The organism is Nocardia sp. NPDC050712, assembly GCF_040654295.1.
Lineage (GTDB): Bacteria > Actinomycetota > Actinomycetes > Mycobacteriales > Mycobacteriaceae > Nocardia.
The window spans coordinates 1016821-1032520 of sequence record NZ_JBFAHT010000002.1 but is presented as its reverse complement, the minus strand read 5'-3'; the positions used below and the strand labels follow the sequence as shown (position 1 = coordinate 1032520).

Annotated in this window: 21 protein-coding genes; all 21 read right to left on the bottom strand. The window is 65.9% G+C overall.

Features of this window, described 5'->3' with window-relative positions; translation table 11 throughout:
* Positions 1-17: 17 nt before the first annotated feature.
* The gene (locus AB0H76_RS15405) at positions 18-449 is read right to left on the bottom strand and encodes a hypothetical protein (RefSeq protein ID WP_357323204.1); all 432 of its coding nucleotides are present in this window, start codon (positions 447-449) and stop codon (positions 18-20) included.
* Between the two features lie 162 nt (positions 450-611).
* Positions 612-1013, bottom strand: a complete 402-nt coding sequence (locus AB0H76_RS15400; protein ID WP_357323201.1) for a hypothetical protein — start codon at positions 1011-1013, stop codon at positions 612-614.
* Positions 988-1266, bottom strand: a complete 279-nt coding sequence (locus tag AB0H76_RS15395) for a hypothetical protein (RefSeq protein WP_357323198.1) — start codon at positions 1264-1266, stop codon at positions 988-990. The genes AB0H76_RS15400 and AB0H76_RS15395 overlap by 26 nt, the downstream gene beginning before the upstream one ends.
* A complete protein-coding gene (locus AB0H76_RS15390) occupies positions 1263-2087 on the bottom strand; it encodes an N-acetylmuramoyl-L-alanine amidase (protein ID WP_357323195.1) in 825 nt (274 codons plus the stop codon). The genes AB0H76_RS15395 and AB0H76_RS15390 overlap by 4 nt, the downstream gene beginning before the upstream one ends.
* Before the next feature lie 2 nt (positions 2088-2089).
* On the bottom strand, positions 2090-2677 hold the full coding sequence (locus AB0H76_RS15385; RefSeq protein ID WP_357323192.1) for a DUF2744 domain-containing protein: 588 nt from the start codon (positions 2675-2677) through the stop codon (positions 2090-2092).
* An 8-nt stretch (positions 2678-2685) separates the two neighbouring features.
* Positions 2686-3219, bottom strand: a complete 534-nt coding sequence (locus AB0H76_RS15380) for a hypothetical protein (protein ID WP_357323189.1) — start codon at positions 3217-3219, stop codon at positions 2686-2688.
* A 59-nt stretch (positions 3220-3278) separates the two neighbouring features.
* Positions 3279-4382 (bottom strand): hypothetical protein, encoded by a 1104-nt coding sequence (locus AB0H76_RS15375; protein ID WP_357323186.1) that lies wholly within the window; start codon positions 4380-4382, stop codon positions 3279-3281.
* A gap of 3 nt (positions 4383-4385) precedes the next feature.
* On the bottom strand, positions 4386-5324 hold the full coding sequence (locus AB0H76_RS15370) for a phage tail protein (RefSeq protein ID WP_357323183.1): 939 nt from the start codon (positions 5322-5324) through the stop codon (positions 4386-4388).
* Complete coding sequence (locus AB0H76_RS15365) at positions 5321-9847, bottom strand: phage tail tape measure protein (protein ID WP_357323180.1); 4527 nt, start codon at positions 9845-9847, stop codon at positions 5321-5323. The genes AB0H76_RS15370 and AB0H76_RS15365 overlap by 4 nt, the downstream gene beginning before the upstream one ends.
* A gap of 4 nt (positions 9848-9851) precedes the next feature.
* Positions 9852-10235, bottom strand: a complete 384-nt coding sequence (locus AB0H76_RS15360) for a hypothetical protein (RefSeq protein ID WP_357323177.1) — start codon at positions 10233-10235, stop codon at positions 9852-9854.
* A gap of 17 nt (positions 10236-10252) precedes the next feature.
* Positions 10253-10699, bottom strand: coding sequence for a hypothetical protein (locus tag AB0H76_RS15355; protein WP_357323174.1), 447 nt, complete (start codon positions 10697-10699; stop codon positions 10253-10255).
* On the bottom strand, positions 10699-11511 hold the full coding sequence (locus AB0H76_RS15350) for a hypothetical protein (protein WP_357323171.1): 813 nt from the start codon (positions 11509-11511) through the stop codon (positions 10699-10701). The genes AB0H76_RS15355 and AB0H76_RS15350 overlap by 1 nt, the downstream gene beginning before the upstream one ends.
* A gap of 49 nt (positions 11512-11560) precedes the next feature.
* Positions 11561-12010 carry a hypothetical protein gene (locus tag AB0H76_RS15345; protein ID WP_357323168.1) on the bottom strand — a complete coding sequence of 150 codons (450 nt, stop codon included), beginning with the start codon at positions 12008-12010 and terminating at the stop codon, positions 11561-11563.
* Complete coding sequence (locus tag AB0H76_RS15340; protein ID WP_357323166.1) at positions 12007-12360, bottom strand: HK97 gp10 family phage protein; 354 nt, start codon at positions 12358-12360, stop codon at positions 12007-12009. The genes AB0H76_RS15345 and AB0H76_RS15340 overlap by 4 nt, the downstream gene beginning before the upstream one ends.
* Positions 12360-12545, bottom strand: a complete 186-nt coding sequence (locus AB0H76_RS15335; RefSeq protein WP_357323163.1) for a DUF4124 domain-containing protein — start codon at positions 12543-12545, stop codon at positions 12360-12362. Before AB0H76_RS15335 ends, AB0H76_RS15340 begins: the two co-directional genes overlap by 1 nt.
* Positions 12542-12943, bottom strand: a complete 402-nt coding sequence (locus AB0H76_RS15330; protein WP_357323160.1) for a hypothetical protein — start codon at positions 12941-12943, stop codon at positions 12542-12544. The genes AB0H76_RS15335 and AB0H76_RS15330 overlap by 4 nt, the downstream gene beginning before the upstream one ends.
* On the bottom strand, positions 12940-13335 hold the full coding sequence (locus AB0H76_RS15325) for a hypothetical protein (protein ID WP_357323158.1): 396 nt from the start codon (positions 13333-13335) through the stop codon (positions 12940-12942). Before AB0H76_RS15325 ends, AB0H76_RS15330 begins: the two co-directional genes overlap by 4 nt.
* Positions 13316-13675 (bottom strand): hypothetical protein, encoded by a 360-nt coding sequence (locus tag AB0H76_RS15320; protein ID WP_357323155.1) that lies wholly within the window; start codon positions 13673-13675, stop codon positions 13316-13318. The genes AB0H76_RS15325 and AB0H76_RS15320 overlap by 20 nt, the downstream gene beginning before the upstream one ends.
* The gene (locus tag AB0H76_RS15315) at positions 13675-14700 is read right to left on the bottom strand and encodes a major capsid protein (protein WP_357323153.1); all 1026 of its coding nucleotides are present in this window, start codon (positions 14698-14700) and stop codon (positions 13675-13677) included. Before AB0H76_RS15315 ends, AB0H76_RS15320 begins: the two co-directional genes overlap by 1 nt.
* A gap of 15 nt (positions 14701-14715) precedes the next feature.
* Positions 14716-15093, bottom strand: a complete 378-nt coding sequence (locus tag AB0H76_RS15310; protein WP_357323150.1) for a potassium transporter — start codon at positions 15091-15093, stop codon at positions 14716-14718.
* Positions 15094-15123: 30 nt separating this feature from the next.
* Positions 15124-15657, bottom strand: a complete 534-nt coding sequence (locus AB0H76_RS15305; protein WP_357323147.1) for a hypothetical protein — start codon at positions 15655-15657, stop codon at positions 15124-15126.
* Positions 15658-15700: the final 43 nt, after the last annotated feature.

The following is a 15700-nucleotide window of genomic DNA, read 5'->3' as shown; positions in this document are numbered from 1 at the left end:
CCGGCAACTGCCGAGCTTCACGTACACCCCAATTTTTCGAGGCCCGCGATGATCGCGTCGGCGGCGGCCTGCCGGGCTTTCGCCTGCTCTGCCGTCAGATTGGGGCTCGGCGGGTTCACCTTCATGCTGGTGGCCAGCACGGCGTAGAGCGGGCACAGGATTTCTGTGGAGGTGCGCTCCTGCACCTCGCGAACACCGTCGGAGTTCGCGTCGACCCGGCCGTATAAAACCGCGACCGCCACGACGACGACAGCGACCACGCCCAGGATGATTCGGGTGGTGTTCAAGCCTTTGCGTTGCTGGTCCAGGCCCTTGCGTTGCCTCTCGATCTCGTCGAGCATCTTCTGCTGCTGATCGAGATTCTCTTGCTGTACGTCCAGGCGTTCGGATAGCTCGCCCACTGCCGCCGTCAATGCTTCGACGGCACCGACGAGCTCACTGGGTTCCATCACGCGGCACCTCCCTCTGGGGCTGATTGGCTGTCTCTGCCCGCAGGTCTGTGACCACCCGCGATAGGACGTCGATGAGCGCGCCCAACCTGCCGTGGGCTTCGCGTGTATCCGCCAAGATCGCTTCGATGTTGTCGTGATCTCGCGCGTACTTTTCCGGCATCATGGCCGCCTGCGGTCCCGCGTCATTTCCAGCGCCTCCCGGATGGCGTCTGTCGCGTTGGCCATCGCGCCGGCCAGCTTGTTATTGACCAGTGAGTTGAGATCCCGCAGGCCGGTTTCCATGCGGTCCCCGCGCGCGACTTCCTTGTCGTAGGCGGCGTCGGCGCGGGCGAGCGCGGCCACATGGGCGGCCTGCACTCGCTCCAGTTCAGATGCGTGCGCCGCCTGGAGCCGCTCGAGCTCCGCACTTCGAGATGCCTCAAGACTGCTGAACAGCCGGTACACGGCGTAGATGCAGACGGCCGCGATCGCACCGACAGCCCCGTATTGCCAGAGTGGTTCGACGGGCAACGCCGATCCGTTCTCGTTCTGGGCGTCAGTGATCAGCAGCCACGCCAGCACCGCCGGAGCCCTCACCCGCCTGCGGGATCATGCGGTCGAGCAGGTCCATCCACGGCGTGGCCTTCTGGAGAAATACCAGGATCGGCGTCAGGAAGATCGCGGCGGCGGCCGCCCAACCGCCGACTGTTGCGAACGTGCCGTCAGCGAAGGTAGTGGCGGCCAAGCCGAGAAGCGCCACGATCGAGGTGAGCAGCGCGATGAGGGCCTTTGCGATCTGAGAGGGCCGGTACTGGAACGGATTCTTGCTGTTCACTTCGCATCTCCCAGCAGTCGATCGAGCTTGTTCTCGATGACGGTCATCCGCTGAGCGCCCACCTCGATGTCGGCGAGGATCTTCGCGACGGCGTCGACGAGGGTGCGTTCCGGGACATCGCCGTCGCCGAGCTGCGGCCAGCCGTCGAACGGCTCAGGGCCGCCGAGCTGCTCGCGAACCTCGTTGAGGTGCTTGTCCACGTAATGCAGGACAGTGCCGACAGTGACGGTGTCGCCCAGGTAGTTGGTGAGGGTCTCCTCGAGCATGGCCATGTTCTTGCCTCCTTTGGATTTGCCGTCGATGAATGCTTGGACGTCGCTGCGGAAGTCGTCCATGTCGATGCCGGCGGGGTCGATTTTTCCTTCGCTGCTGTACTCGCGATGGGCCACACAGTCGTCAGCGTCGCGGCCGAGGCGTCGCAAGATGGCGGCGCATCCGCGCTTGTAGGCGTCGAGTTGCACTGGGGTCCAGTCGGATCCATCGCCGCGTGACACGGCCTCGATGCCGATGACGTGGAAGTTGGCATTGTTGGACGGCCAGCCGGGATGCCAGCCGCGGCCGGCATGCCAGCACACCCCGGCGGCGATCACGCGGTAGGTGCCGTCCTTTTCGAGGACCAGTTGCGCGAGCGGGCCGTCGAGATCGGGGCGCCCGTTCTGGACGATCTTCCAGTCATTCACCCCGCCGCCAGCGGTGTGGTGACACAGGACGCCGCGGATGTCGGCGAAGTCGCCGTGGCCGCGGTCGCGCCAGCCGTCGTGTTCGATGACCTTCAGGCCTTCAGCTCGCAGGACGTCGGCCAGCCAGGTTGGGTCAGCCATGGTCACACTCCCTTGTTGCGTTTGAGGATTCCGTTGCGCGCCTGACCGTTCCGTTCGGCGTGCAGGACACGGCCATACTCGATCCGGTCGTCGATGCCCCGCAGGTAGGCGTTGACCTCGGAGACGGTGTGGCCAGCGGGGTCGAACCGCGGTGGCTCGTCGAGGGTGTCGACGACCTGCGCTGTCGGCGCCTTCGGCTCGGGCTCGTTGATGCGGTAGCCCTGATACCGCAGCCGTTCCACGACCGCGTCGCGTTCGCGCACGGTCATCGAGGCAGGATCCTGAATCACCACCGGATCCGGGGCAGGGTCCGATCCCTTGGGCACCCAGCCGCCCATCCCGTTGAAGCGTGACTGCTCACCGCGGTACGGCGGCCGGTACTCGATCGTCGCCGTCTCCGGATCTATCGGGGGCACACCGGCTTCGGTCAGGTGTTTGGAGATGGCGCGGGCGATCGGCTCCGGCCAGATGATCCGGTTCTTACCGGCGGCATCGGACCCGAACCCGATCGGAATGCTTTGCAGCGCAGGGAGGAATCGCTCCTCCGGGTTGTCCGGGTCGATGTCCTCGAGCCGCCAGATCTTTCCCACTCAGCCTCCTACGCGACGCCCAGGTCACGGGCGATGGATGAGATTTCCTGGATCATTTCGAGGATCTGCATCATCGGGTCCTCGGGTTCGCGGTGGCCGACGACGATGTCCCAGTGCGGTGTGGTTTTGCGGTCCCACCACAGGGTCAGTTCGGTGATGCGGTCCACGTACACCCGGCCGGGTGCGCCCCAGTCCTGGACGGTGGTGCCGATGCGAGTTCCGAGGTAGGCGTTGCCTTTTCCGCGTTGGCCGACCCGCAGGTTCTCGACGCCGTCAGCGACGGTGACGGAGTGGGTGGTTTGCTCCCTGGTCCGCCACATCCCGGTGCGTAGCGCGATCAACGCGGACAGGGTGTAGGCGCGGTCTGCTCCGTCGCACCAGGTTTCGTGGTAGTGCGACCAGCCGAGCCGGTTCGCTCTCGGGATGTCCTGCCATTTCATGAACGCCAGGAACACATCCGTGTACAGCGGTTTCAGCAGGGCGTCGACCATGCCGCCGATGGGTGGCACGAACAACGCCGCGGCGATCAGGTCGCCGAGCATGTTGACCGCCGCGGAGATGGCTTCGTTGACTTGGTTTCAGGTTGTGGGTGCCCCTCCGGTTAGCCCGGAAGGGCACCCACAACCCCCGGCATCGAGTGCCCGCCTGTGACGAATTCCGTGTCCGTCGCCGGTTTCCAATGGAATGAATTCGATTGGATGCCGGTGCGTTCGCCGTCGCGCAGGATGATGCCGGGCGCTTTCGGCAGGGTGCCTTTCCAGCCGGGCTGGGAGTATTCCGGCGGGAAGGTGGGATCGCTGATCACGGTGGTGCCCGACGAGATACCATCGCCACCGATCGTGGTGAACGCCCGGATCAACCCGGTGAAGAGGTTGCCACCGAACGAGGTTTCGGTGTCCCACCCGCTGTTGTCGACGAGATCCCACACCAGACACCCGTGGCGTAAGTCCGCGCCAACCCATGGCGGGTCGTCGCCGTCGAGGTATCTGCGTGGCTCCCACGTCAGTTGAGCATCGGCGGCGATCCGTTTGCTGACGTCGTGGATGTATTTGAACCGGGAGTGCCCGAGGCAGAACTGGGAGTTGTCGTCCTCGATGGACAGCGGGGCGACGACCTGCGACCACGTCGACTGGTCCAGGTCGAACCATCCGGCGCCGTTGATCGGATCGTCGGGGACCGTCCAGAGGTTGCCTTCGAGGCGAAGAATGTTGAGGAACAGCGTCAACTTCAAAGCCCACTTCGCGGGCCCGAACAGAATCCAGATCCGAGGGAACTGAATCTCCGGCGGCAGGAACGGATTGCTGTACGCCAGAATGTGTTTCAGGTGCTCGTAGTCGGATTTGAATACCGCTTTGACGATGCGCTGGCCGGTGTCGTCCTTGTATTGCTCGAGGTCGTCGAGCATCCCCGCCCATCGGGATCCGTCTTTGTCGACCGTGATGAAGACATTGGCGGTGTCGCGGGCATCGTGGTCGGTGAGCCAGCGGGACAGGTAGTAGTGGGCGGGCATCTGGATTTCGCCGAGCCCGGTTTCGTTCTCCGGGAGTGTGAATTTCGCGCTGATTTCGTTGTGGACTTCGCCGCGCAGTACCCAGTCGCCGTCCCAGATCCGAACCAGCGGCGGTTTGATGCGGCGCTCGTTGTCGGCCTTGAGCCGGTCGGTGATCTCGGTGAAGACCTGATCGAAGTCGATTGTCGCGACCATCGTCTACTCCAATCCCCATGGGCGCGGCCACGGCCGCGGGCACTTCACCTGAATGCCGGCGCCTATCGGTGCTTTGCTGACGGTGACCGGGATCTGTGTGGCCGGAGTACGGCCGGGCAGGTGGTACATGAACCGCTTGCCGCCCATGCGCTGATACACCTCGGTGTCCAGCGAACTGTTGACTTGGCCGTTGCGGGCCATCTTGTCCGTGTCGATCAGCAGGTGCTCGCCGTTGATCAGCGGCGGCATCACGACCTTGCGAGCCACGTCGGTGGCGGCCCGCTCGAATTCGTCGTTGCCCCAAGAGAAGTCGGGGATCGTCCAGATGATGCCGGCGGTCCCAGCTTGCACGACCCACTGCAGCCAGATCTCGTAGTCCACCGGCAGCGGGTTGGACACGGTCACGTACCCGGTTTCGGTGCCGGAGACCGTGGTGTTGGTGACCGTGACGAACGAGCTGACCGCGGACTCTTCGATCCACCGCGGATACGCGCCCACCAGTGGCAGCAACACCAGGCCGTACTGTTCGCTGTCGGGGTCGTTGACCGCCTTGATCTTCGGCTTCGCACCCAGCCGGATCGGCAGATACCGGCGCGAATCCTCCGTGGTCACCCACAGTTTCGCGTCACGCTTGGCCGAGAGCGCATTGCGGAAGTTCGAGTCCACGTACCGCCACGGGTTCTCGCGAGTACCCATGATGTGGATCGCGAGGATGAAGTCGTACTTCTCTTCCCGGATCCCGCCGTAGGTGGCGCCCACCTCGAACGCCGTGCTGTTGTAGATGGCGGTGATCGGCGGGTCGTACATGGCATCGAAGTCGGTGCCGTCGTCCTCGTCGGCCAGGGCGACGCCGTCGTCCCACTGCCCCTCACCGGACAGCGTCCACCAACTGCCGTCGCAGCCCTCCAACTCGATCAGGACGCCACCGCGGGGTTCGATCACCGCGGCACCAACGCCCGGCTACGAGTCCGGCGCCCGATCTCCACCATCTTCATTTCCCGCTGGAACTCCCCCGCCGACATGCCGGTGTTCAGGTTCTCGATGATCAAGCGGTTGTCGACGTTCTGTGTGCGGCCAGCCTTCTGTGCCGCCGCCGAGCGCCACTGCGGGCCGGTGAGCATCCACTCCGTCTCGCCGGAGGTGTTGATGGCGACCGTGCCGTCCGGGACCGGTCCGCCCTGGTCGCGCACGACCGCAGGGATACGCAACGTCTTCATCAACTCCTCGAGCCAGTTCGCCGAACCCGGCACGACCGGGCCCTGCTTGGCCAGTTCTTCGGATGAGGGGGTCGCCGGTTTGGCCTTCTTCGCTTTCTCGGCTTCGCTGGCCGCGATACCGATCGCCGCGCCGGTGACACCGCCGATGTCCCCACCGAGGCCGACGACGTTGAGAACGTCGGAGACCTGGCCCTCCACGAACGCCTTGGCGACATTGCCGAGGAGGGTGACCGGACTGGAATATCCGGAGCTACCGCCGGAGGTGTCCGAGTCGTCTTCGCGCTGCTCCTTCTGCTCGGCGGCCAGTGAGTTGATGGCCTTCTGCAGGGACAGGTCCGCAGCGCGGCGTTCGTCTTCGCTGGCGGCGGGGTCGTCGTAGATCTCGTTGCGTTCCTCGCGGGCGTTGCGGATCGCCAGCTGCAGTTCTTCGAGGCGAATCTGGTCGTCGGTGAGATCACCGGTCAGCTCCGGCGCCTCGGGTACGGGCCCGAGGGTGGTGTTGGCTTGGTCGCGCTGCTGCTCGAGCTGCTGCACCCGCAGCTCGGCCTTCTGCACATCGATCTCGGCTTGGCGCTTGTCGTCGGCAGAGCGTTTCGGGTCCTTGAGTTCTTCGTCGCGCTGAGACTTCGCCTTGTTCAGGCTGATTCGCGCGGACTCCAACTCGAGGTCTTTCTCGGCGTCCCACTCATCGCGCGAGGAAGACCGCGAGGACCGCGAGGTACGGCTGTTACTCGAGGACTCGGGCGGGTTCCACGACGAGGTGGGCAAATAGAACTTGAGCGGCAGATCACCTGAGGCTGCGGACTGCGCGCCCGAGCCGACGCGGACGCCGTTGGATCCGGACTCCAGCGGGGTCCCGGCGAGGGTGCCGGCCATGTGCGAGTACTGGCCGCCGCCGCCGCGGTAGATGCCCACCGACAGGCCACGCCTGGTCGGGTCTTGGCCGGTCTTGAATCCCAGCCCGGCGAAATCGGATTCGGTGGTGAACCATCGGGTGTAGGGGCTCAAACCCTTGAGCAGCGCGTAGGCAGCGGAGATGAAGCCGGAGCAGTCCCAGGACGGGTTGCCGACGCCACCGTATTGGTAGTCCTTGCCGGACTGGCCGCGCAGGAATCCCATAGCCCGGGAGAGGGCGATACCGCCGTCGGCCATCTTGGTCAGCCCGAACCCGAAGTGCCCCGCGACCTCGCTCAAGATCTTCGTGGAGCGTGACCGTTTCGCCGGCGCCAGGGGGATGAAAGCCTCACCGCCGGTTTCGGGTTCGCTGACCTGGTAGAGCCGGGTTTGTGGCGTCCAGACCGTAGCCTCACCTGGCAGGTTGTCGATGCCGCCTTCGGCGCGTGGCGCGATCGGGATACCCGAGATGTCCTCATGCAACTTCTGGCGGGTCTCGACCGGCAGCGAGTAGTTGCTCGTGTCGTATTCGAGCTTGACCTTCTGCACCTTGTCCGGCAAGTTCTTCGCGATCAGCTCATTGAGCTTCGCGTTCACCGCGGGGAGATCGGGCGCACTGATATGGACGGTGCCCGGCTTGGCGTTGATGGTGTCGATGAGGACACCCGCTTCGAGCAGCTTGTCCCTCGCCTTATCGGTGAGCGCCTCGACCGGGATATCGACGCCTTCGCCGTTCACCCGGAGAAGCCCTTGCATCACAATGAGCTGCTGCTCCACCGAATCCGCGCCACGCAGCGACGCGAGGATCTCGATGTCCTTGGGCAGGTAGCCGAGCTGCGCCGCCATCACAGTCACCTGGTCGGCGGTGAGGCCGGCGGCTTGGGCGAGGGCAGCGAAGTCGCGTTCGTTCTGGGCGAGGATCGGTGCCATGTTCGCGCCGGATTCCGCCGCGCCGATCGTGGCGTCGCGGATCCCGTTGAGGCGGTCGGAGAGTAGCTGGCCGTTCTCGGTGACCGTGCTGACCTGACCATTCTGGCCGATGAGTGCGGCGCCGAATCCCTCGGCGGCGTCCCAGGCTTCGGCGGTGACCTTCGCGGTCTCGCGGACTTGGGCGTTGTATTTCGATAGCGCTTGCTGCTCGGAGATCGGCTTCCCGGACAGGATGTCCAAGGCGGACTTCATCGCGTCGATCCGGTCGGTAGCCGAGGCCGACTCGTCGGAGAGGACCTTCACCGCTTGCGACAGCGATGCAAAGCCGGGCGTTGTATTCTTCGCTACCGCTTGGGATTTGACGATCTCATCACGCAGCGCGGCGAGCTCGGACAGCGCGAACCGCCCGTGCGTGCCCATCCCCTGCAACTTCGTGGCCAGGGTGTCGAACGCGGCCTGATCGGACAGGGTCGCGGCGAGCTGCTCGGACGACATCTTCAGGTCGTCCATGACCTGCTTGGCGCCCTTCCACTGGTCGGCGCGCCAATTCTTGTCGAACTCCTCCTGGAGTTCGCCGGTGAAGAATCCCTTGGTCTTGCCCCAGAATCCGCTCGTGTTCTTGCCGGCGTCCTCCATGGCCTTTTCCATGGTGCCGATCTGGGCGGTGACATTGGAGATGGCGCGGTCGTCGAACGCGCCGCCGTTGAGAGAGAAGATCTCGGCCAGCGCGGCGCGTTCCTTGCCGATCTCGCTGAGCGAGGTCCGCAGGTTCTTCGCGTAGTCGGAACCCTTCTTCATCTCGGAATACAGGGTGTAGACGGCGACAGCCGCAGCGAGAACACCGACGACCAGCGGGCCGCCGAGCAGGCTGATCAGGCCGTTGGTTGCTGAGCGCACACCGACCGTGGCCGCGGCGAGCGCGCCTTGAGTGCGCGCCAGGTTGCTCGCTGCGACGGAGGTGTCCATGAACGCGGACTGCATCCGGCCGATCACTGGCACGTGTGTGCCGAGCTGGGCGATCACCGAACCGAATCGGCCCAGTGCGACCTGCCCGATCGTGGCGACTTGGATCATCCGGCCGGTCGCGGTCGCTACACCCACGGCGGCGGTTCCGAACCCGTAGAGCGCGGTGGCAGCGGTTCCGATTGCGGCGGCACCTGTTGCCAACCATGTCCCCAGCACGGTGGCGCGCAGCGCGACGAACGCGGCGGTTGCTACGTATAGGACCGGCGGCAGGTCGCCCAGTTGGCTGACTACCGGGCCGACTGCGCGTCCGACGCTGATCGCCGCGTCGGCGGCGCTGTGCATGACGGAGGTGATCTTCGGTGTCGCGTCGCCGATCCGTTCGGCCGCCCCGGTCGCGAAGTCTTCGAGCGGGCCTTTGATCAGGTCGTACACGCCGAGGGCCAGCACCTGCGCGGCGTTGGTCGCCTTCTGCATGGCGCCGGGCAGGCCCTCCATCTTCGCTGCGGCGACTGCGGCGGCCGAGCCTTGGCGCGACATGGCCTGGTGCAGGGAGTCGTATCCGATGACCCCCTTCTCCGCGGCGATCGACGCCAACCGCATCGCGTCCGAACCGAACAGGGTCGCGGTCGCGGCCTGGTACATCTCGGGCGTCATCTTCTTCGACGCGCCCTGTAGCTGGTCGAACAGCTTGCGCAGGCCAACGAACTTGCCCGACGAGTCGTAGACCGTCAGGCCGAGTTCGTGGATGGCTTCACGAGCGGGCTTGCCCTGATCTGTCAGCGCGAGCAGCGCGGACTTGAGCAGGGTGCCGGCGTCGGAGCCCTTGATGCCGCTGTTGGCCATGAGGCCGATCGCCGCGGCGGTGTCCTCGATCGTCAGACCGAACTGTTTGGCGACCGCGCCACCACTCTGCAACGCCCATGCGACGTCGGTGATTTCAGCGCTCGAAGCATTCGCCGTGTTGGCGAGAACATCCGCGACCCGGCCTGCATCCGCGGCCTTCAGGCCGAACGCCTGCAAGGCTTGGCTTTGGATGGTCGCGGCCTGGGCTGCGTCGATCTGCGCCGCGGCCGCCAACTGCAGGCTGCCCTTCGCGGCGTCCATCGACTGCTTCACCGAGAAGCCACCCTTGGCCAACTCGGTCATCGCCGCCGCGGCATCCGATGCACTGGTGCCGGGCAGGGAGGCGTCGTTGCCGAGCTGCTTGGCGCGTTCGGAGACCTTCGCCATCTCGTCGGCGGTCGCGGAGGCGACGGCTTTCATGGTGTTCAGCGAGGTCGTGAACTCGTTGCCGATCTTCACGATCTTCTCGAACGCCATGCCCGCGCCCATGGCCAAACCCAGGGATGCGCCGACCGCGCCGGCGGCCGCCACCGCGGGAGCAAGACCCGAACGCATCTGGGAGACGAAGTTTCTCAGGTCGGGGGCGACGAGGATGTCGATCCGTCCACCGGGCATTAGCTCACCTCCCCGCTTGTGCGCGCGCTTGAGTCAGTTGCGCGAGTTTGGATTTCGGTCCGGAATTGTTGGGGTCGGGGATCTCGTAGGGCTTGTGCGCGTCGCGGTAGCGCTGCACCAGCTCGGCGGTGATCTCCGGCGGCCGTTGAGCGACGGGTGCGAAGATCGGCAGCGGCGGCGCCTTGATGCCGTGCTTGGCGCGCAAGGCACGTTCCCGTTTGACTTCGGGGTCCTCGGGATCGGTGACGCCGGAGATGTAGTCGAAGGTCGTATCGAAGTCCGACCGGTCGACGAGCATGGCCAGGTTCTCGGAATCCCTGGCCTGCTGCGCGTCTCGCTTCTCCGCGTCTTCGATGAGAGCGGCGATGTCCAGGTGGGGCATCGTCACCAGTGCTTCGCGGAGGTTTACTCCGTGGTGTCGGTAGACAGCGGCGAAGGCTGCGCCCCAGCGAGATCCATCCCGTATCCCGGCAAGGGCGCGAGCAAGTTTCCCTCATGCAACTCGCTGAGGTTGATGACCTTGTTGAGGATCGCCGAGCAATGCTCGGGCGGGAGCTTTCCGACGAACTCCCACAGCCCCTCGCCGTCGGTGGTGATCAGCGCGAGCATGCCCGCGAAGTCCATCGCCGCGACGAGGCGGTAGAACTCGATGGCCTGTTCACCGGAGAATCCACGCAGAACGTCGGCTTCGATCGTGCCGAGCTTGATCGGTACCGGCGTCTTCTCCTCGGTGCGGAACTCGGCGAGCAGGTCCAGCGGTTCCGGGGTAGGGACGGCGGCGAGCTTGGGCCGGCGGGCAGCCGCGGACCGGTTAGGTCGCGCGGCTGCCTTCCGTGGAGTGGATGCGGCCATCAGGAGATGGTGACCGTTCCGGACGGGGTCAGGCTGGCACCGGAGCCGGTGAGGGTGCCGGGCAGGTCGATGGTGACCGAGTAGGGGCCACCGTTGGAGCCGGTGACGGTCGCGTTGCCGGAGCCGACGCTCGACAGGGCGATGAGCGCGGACTGCACCGCCGACGCCGCGGCGTTGTAGGCGATGGCCGAGGTGGTCTGGCCACCGAAGGTGAGCGTGAACGTACCGCCCGAGGGGCTGCCACCGATGGTGACGGTGCCCTCGGTCGCCAGCGGGTTGAAGCTGGTGAGCGGCACGAAAGGCTCCAGCGCGAGCAGTTCGAGCTCGAACCCATCCAGGTCCTCACCGCCGAAGGTGCGCGGCGGCGGCGTGGTCAGGGTGACCCGCTTGGAGTAGAACGCCTGCGAGGCGTCCTCGTCGCGCAGCACCAGCAGCAGCGCGAATTCCTCGTCGTCGCCCGGATTCCACTGGTAGACACCGGCGGTCAGCTCGGAGATCGAACCGCCCTGCAGCGTGGTGAGCACGGTCGCGACCGAGTAGTCCACGGGACGCAACTTCACGCGCTCCTCCGACGGGGACTTGATCACCTTGTACGGTGCCAACCTGCGGTTCCAGACCCGCTTCGGGTTGACGTCCCGGGTCGCGGTCACCTCGAAGCCCGCTTCGATGCCGCCGTAGGCCAGCCACGACACACCGCTCGTGACGGGCGACAGGGCGAACGGATCGGTGGGGATCGCGGTGCCGGCGGGGGCGCGGAATCCGTCGCCGTCCAACCAGATATATGCCTTTTCGGGATCAGCGTGAGTGCTCACGATGCCTCCAAATTCTGTGCAGCGCCCACGCGTTCGGGGCGGAAGGGGTTCAGGCGCGCGGGGCGCGCAGCTTCATCTCGACGCGGACCAGCGCCCGGTACAGGGGCTGGTCTTTGCCGCGAGTGGTGTCGATGTCGTTGATCGGTCCGTCGGTCCAGCGCGCCGTCCACGCCGAGCCCCGGAATTCCTGAGCCTTGGCGCGGCCGAGCAGGGTTCCCGCCATCGCGGCGATATCCCAGGCGGCTTCTTCGGGATCCTTTGTGTCGCCCGAGATTTGGAGTTTGGGTACCCAGGCGTCGATCTGGATCAGCGGCTTGCGCAGCATCGGATCCACGCCGACGTTCCCGGGGCCGCGGATGGTGACGAACGGTCCGACGATCGGGTCCGGCGCTTCGCGCGTCGTCACCGAGGCCGCAGGAACCAGGGCCGTGAACTCCGGATGCCCGATCAGGAACATTCGTGCCGCACCGGGCGCGAACGGCACCGGATGTGTGGTCATCCGCCGAGCCCGGTGTTAGCCCGGAACGCGCCGGCCTGGTTGTACTGGGCGAGGGTGCGGGCCGCGTCTGTGAGGATCGCGTGCGCCGGAGTATCGACGGTGCCGAACTCTTTAATGAACGCCAACGGGTCGTTGTCGACGAGGAACACCTTGTCGCCGTCGACCTCCACAGCGACACCATCGCGGTATGCGCCGGAGTGGACAGGGGCGATCTGGCGGGCCTTCGCGGCCGCCCGTTCCGCCATCACCTTGCGTTCAGCCGTCGAACCCTGACGGGCTCCCCGGTAGGTTTGGGCCGCGAAGATCTCCAGCCGCGCACGGCCGCCGGAAACCTCATTGGCTGAGGCCATCAGCCCGCGGCGGTCTCGTCGGTCTTGGTGCGCGCCCGCCGGGTGTCGGTGGGTTCGGCGGGCGTATCGACGACCACCGTCGTCTGCGCCTTCCCTTCGCCGGGTTCGGTGCGCTTGCGGTAGGCCTTGCTGTGCTCGTCGGCGTAGTGGGTGACGCCGGCCTCGTCGGTCCAGGTCTTGATCATGGATGCACTTCTTTCAGATCGCTCGAATGCCGCACCACGGCGGCGATGTAGGCGGGACGGCGAGAACCGCGGGCGGGGCGGCGAACTCGCGGAATGCCCTGCACGGTGACGGTGTCGCCGACCTTCACCAGATCCGACACCTCGGCGGGGCCGTCGAAACGGAACACGTCCCGGCGGTCGACTCCGCCCGGGAGTCCGGGGTTGAGCAGCAGCGTCAGCCGTTGAGTGACATGGCCGTCCTCGAACTCCTCGAGCACCGTGTAGTCGGTGAGGATCCGGATCTGCAGCAGACCCCACCACGGGACAACGACCGGATCGCCCGGAATCTTGTTGCCCGTCAGGAGGTCTTCGGTAGGCGTTCCTGCCCGGAGCAGGGTCCAGCGCTCAGGGAAACTCATGCTGCGGGGCCCGGCATGATCGTGAAGCTGTTGCCCTCGGACTCGGTGTCGACGAGATCGGCAACGTCGGCATCGGAGACGTACACCAGAGAACGCCCGGAATCGCTCACGGGCTCGTACTCGGTGGAGATCTCCGGGTACTCGGTGCGTCGCACACCGAGGCCCCTGCGGACGGTAGCGAGGGCGCGCATCACGATCTCGGCGCCGGCGCCTTTCACCAGATCGGCATCGAGGGTGCCGGCGGTGATCCGGTCATCGATCTTGGAGACCTTCGCCCGGATCTTCGCCGAGGCGATCGTGATGAACCTGGCCACCTGCGTGAGTTCCGGATCCACGAACGTCTCGCCCGAAATCTCCTGGACGTCCTCCAGGTCAAACAGCGGGGCTGCCATCGCCCTCGGAAGCCCGGATCGCGGCCAGAATGTCGGCCTTCTTCGTCGCCTCGCCCAGATCGAAATCGCGCAGATCGGCGTAGGCCTTCAAATCCGCGACGGTCCACGAATCCGACGGCCGTTCCTCCGACGGCTCGGGATCGCCACCGGCCCATACGCCCGGGTTGGTGATCGCCTTGACCGCCCATACGCCCGGGTTGGTGATCGCCTTGACCGCCCATACGCCCGGGTTGGTGATCGCCTTGACCGCCCACGCGGGGACATCGTCGTCCGGGCCGAAGACGTGGTATTCGCCATCGGCGTCGGGGACGTGCACGTAGGTGGCCAGCTTGCGGGACATCACAGCACCTTGGCGACAAACGTGGCGTTGGCGTTGAGCAGCATCGGCAGGCCGATGCCCGACGCCTTGGTCCACCGGGCGACCGGGTCGTTGTCGATGTAGGAGCCGACCACGATGCCGGGGGCGTCGTTGGCGTCGATGCCGTACTCCGGCTCGATCGCCTCCGCGGTGGTGCCCCACAGGGTTTCGCCGATCTTGTTCGCGCCGACGTAGATGATCACGTCGTCGGGGATCAGGCGAGTGGTGTTGCCCGCAGCGTCCTCGACCTGGGCGTCGAAGATCTCGAACGCCGGATGACCGAACGACGTGAACAGAGCGTTGACCTGGTCGCGGGTGACGATGCCCGCGGTCGAGCCCGGCGGCAGGGCGTAGGCGCGGATCTTGTCCTGCTTCATCAGCGTGGACATGACCCGCTGGGAGGTGATCGCCCGAATCGGGTTGCCGGACTGGGTCGCCCGGAACGTCGAGAACCAGGTTTCCTGGTTGGCGATCGGGTCCGCGGCGGAACCGCCGGTGACACTCCACAGAGTGCCCGCGGTGACCGAGTGGCCTCCCAGGCGGCCGAAGTCGGCCTCCAAATCCAAGCCGTTCTCCGCCAGGGTGATCTTGCCGTTCACCACCGCCGACGCCTTGGCCATGATGATGCGGGTCCGCAACGCCTGGGCCAGATCGACGGCGTCGTTGTAGATCAGATCCTGGATCGCCTGGTCCGCCTTGCGCAGACGCAGCCGGTCGTACTCGCCGAGTCGCCGCTTCTCCGACATCGGGGGCAGCTCGCCGGAAATCCGGGTCACACCCTTGCGGCCGGTGATCGGCGCCTCGGTGTCCCACGAACGGAACTGGCCGGCGCGACGAAGACCGTGCTGGGTGATGTTGGCCCGGAACTCGACGTCGTCGATCAGGGTGTCGGGCAGCAGGTTGTCGATCAGGGTCAGGTCGTTGATCGGGTTGTCAGCCAGAGCTTCCCGGACGTAGCCGGTCAGCTCGGCAGGACTGACGTAGTCACTGTTGATGACGAGAGCCATTGCTTACGCCTCCTCTCAGAAGTAGCTGATCTGCTGGGCCGTAGCCTGGCCAGCCGCGTTGACGGTGTGAGGGCACTTGGCCGCGATGACAGCGCCGTGCCAGAGCAGAGCGCCGGCGACCTTGGTGGCGCCAGTGGAGATCTTCACCGCGGTCAGCAGGTGACCGGCGATGATCTCGTCGTCGTGGTCGCCCGCGGTGAACAGCCCGTACTTGCCGGACACGAGCTTCTTCAGAGCGAAGCCGCTCTTGAGGTAGCCGTTGGGGTAGTGGGTGTTCGCGGTGAAGGTGGTCAAGTCGAGGGTGATCGTGCGTGCACGATCGGTGCCCTCGGCCGAGGCCAGCCAGGACTGATCGTCCTGACCGAAAGTCTCGGTGGTCAGCTTGAGATCCATTGCGCCCCTCCTTTTCTGGGGTCGTGAGAATTACTTGCGGGATTTGCGCGCTTCGTACGCCGCGCGGCCGGCGGCCATGGATCCCGCCGAGTCGGCCGCGCCGCCGCCTTGGCGACGGTCGGGCCGCGGTGCGGGCGGGGTGGCCGGTTCTTGGGTTGCCGGGGCGGTAGCACCGATGAGCGTCTTTAGCTCCTCGGCGTCGGCCACCATTTCCTCGAGGGTGGAGCCCTTCAGCCGACCGGCCAATGCCAATGGGATACCGGACTTTTCGGCGGCCTCGTAGCTGCGGGCTTTGACGGCGTCCTTCTCCAGTGCTGCGATCCGTTCGGCGGTCCGTTCGGCCTCGGTCTTCTGGGCGTCCTCGAACGCCTTGACCTTGGCTTGCAGGGCCGTCTGTTCCTTCTCGGCCGCTGCGCGGGCTTTGCGCTCGGCCTTCAAAGCGGCCAGGCCGGACTCGCCGAGATCACCGTCGGTCGAACCCGTCGCGGGCTCTACGGTCGGCGTCGCAGGTGGCGTGGGCTCTGTCGATCCGGGAACGGATGTTCCGGTGGCAGGTGCCGTCATTGGTGATCCTCCATCGCGGGGGAAATCCGTCCGGCCTCGCGCC

Coding starts and splice junctions, on each gene's coding strand:
- AB0H76_RS15325 (WP_357323158.1), bottom strand. CDS start 13,335: ATGGCAGCCCCGCTGTTTGACCTGGAGGACGTCCAGGAGATTTCGGGC.
- AB0H76_RS15365 (WP_357323180.1), bottom strand. CDS start 9,847: ATGCCCGGTGGACGGATCGACATCCTCGTCGCCCCCGACCTGAGAAAC.
- AB0H76_RS15380 (WP_357323189.1), bottom strand. CDS start 3,219: ATGCTCGGCGACCTGATCGCCGCGGCGTTGTTCGTGCCACCCATCGGC.
- AB0H76_RS15390 (WP_357323195.1), bottom strand. CDS start 2,087: ATGGCTGACCCAACCTGGCTGGCCGACGTCCTGCGAGCTGAAGGCCTG.
- AB0H76_RS15355 (WP_357323174.1), bottom strand. CDS start 10,699: ATGGCCGCATCCACTCCACGGAAGGCAGCCGCGCGACCTAACCGGTCC.
- AB0H76_RS15340 (WP_357323166.1), bottom strand. CDS start 12,360: ATGGCCTCAGCCAATGAGGTTTCCGGCGGCCGTGCGCGGCTGGAGATC.
- AB0H76_RS15375 (WP_357323186.1), bottom strand. CDS start 4,382: ATGGTCGCGACAATCGACTTCGATCAGGTCTTCACCGAGATCACCGAC.
- AB0H76_RS15315 (WP_357323153.1), bottom strand. CDS start 14,700: ATGGCTCTCGTCATCAACAGTGACTACGTCAGTCCTGCCGAGCTGACC.
- AB0H76_RS15320 (WP_357323155.1), bottom strand. CDS start 13,675: ATGTCCCGCAAGCTGGCCACCTACGTGCACGTCCCCGACGCCGATGGC.
- AB0H76_RS15345 (WP_357323168.1), bottom strand. CDS start 12,010: ATGACCACACATCCGGTGCCGTTCGCGCCCGGTGCGGCACGAATGTTC.
- AB0H76_RS15330 (WP_357323160.1), bottom strand. CDS start 12,943: ATGAGTTTCCCTGAGCGCTGGACCCTGCTCCGGGCAGGAACGCCTACC.
- AB0H76_RS15405 (WP_357323204.1), bottom strand. CDS start 449: ATGGAACCCAGTGAGCTCGTCGGTGCCGTCGAAGCATTGACGGCGGCA.
- AB0H76_RS15305 (WP_357323147.1), bottom strand. CDS start 15,657: ATGACGGCACCTGCCACCGGAACATCCGTTCCCGGATCGACAGAGCCC.
- AB0H76_RS15310 (WP_357323150.1), bottom strand. CDS start 15,093: ATGGATCTCAAGCTGACCACCGAGACTTTCGGTCAGGACGATCAGTCC.
- AB0H76_RS15335 (WP_357323163.1), bottom strand. CDS start 12,545: ATGATCAAGACCTGGACCGACGAGGCCGGCGTCACCCACTACGCCGAC.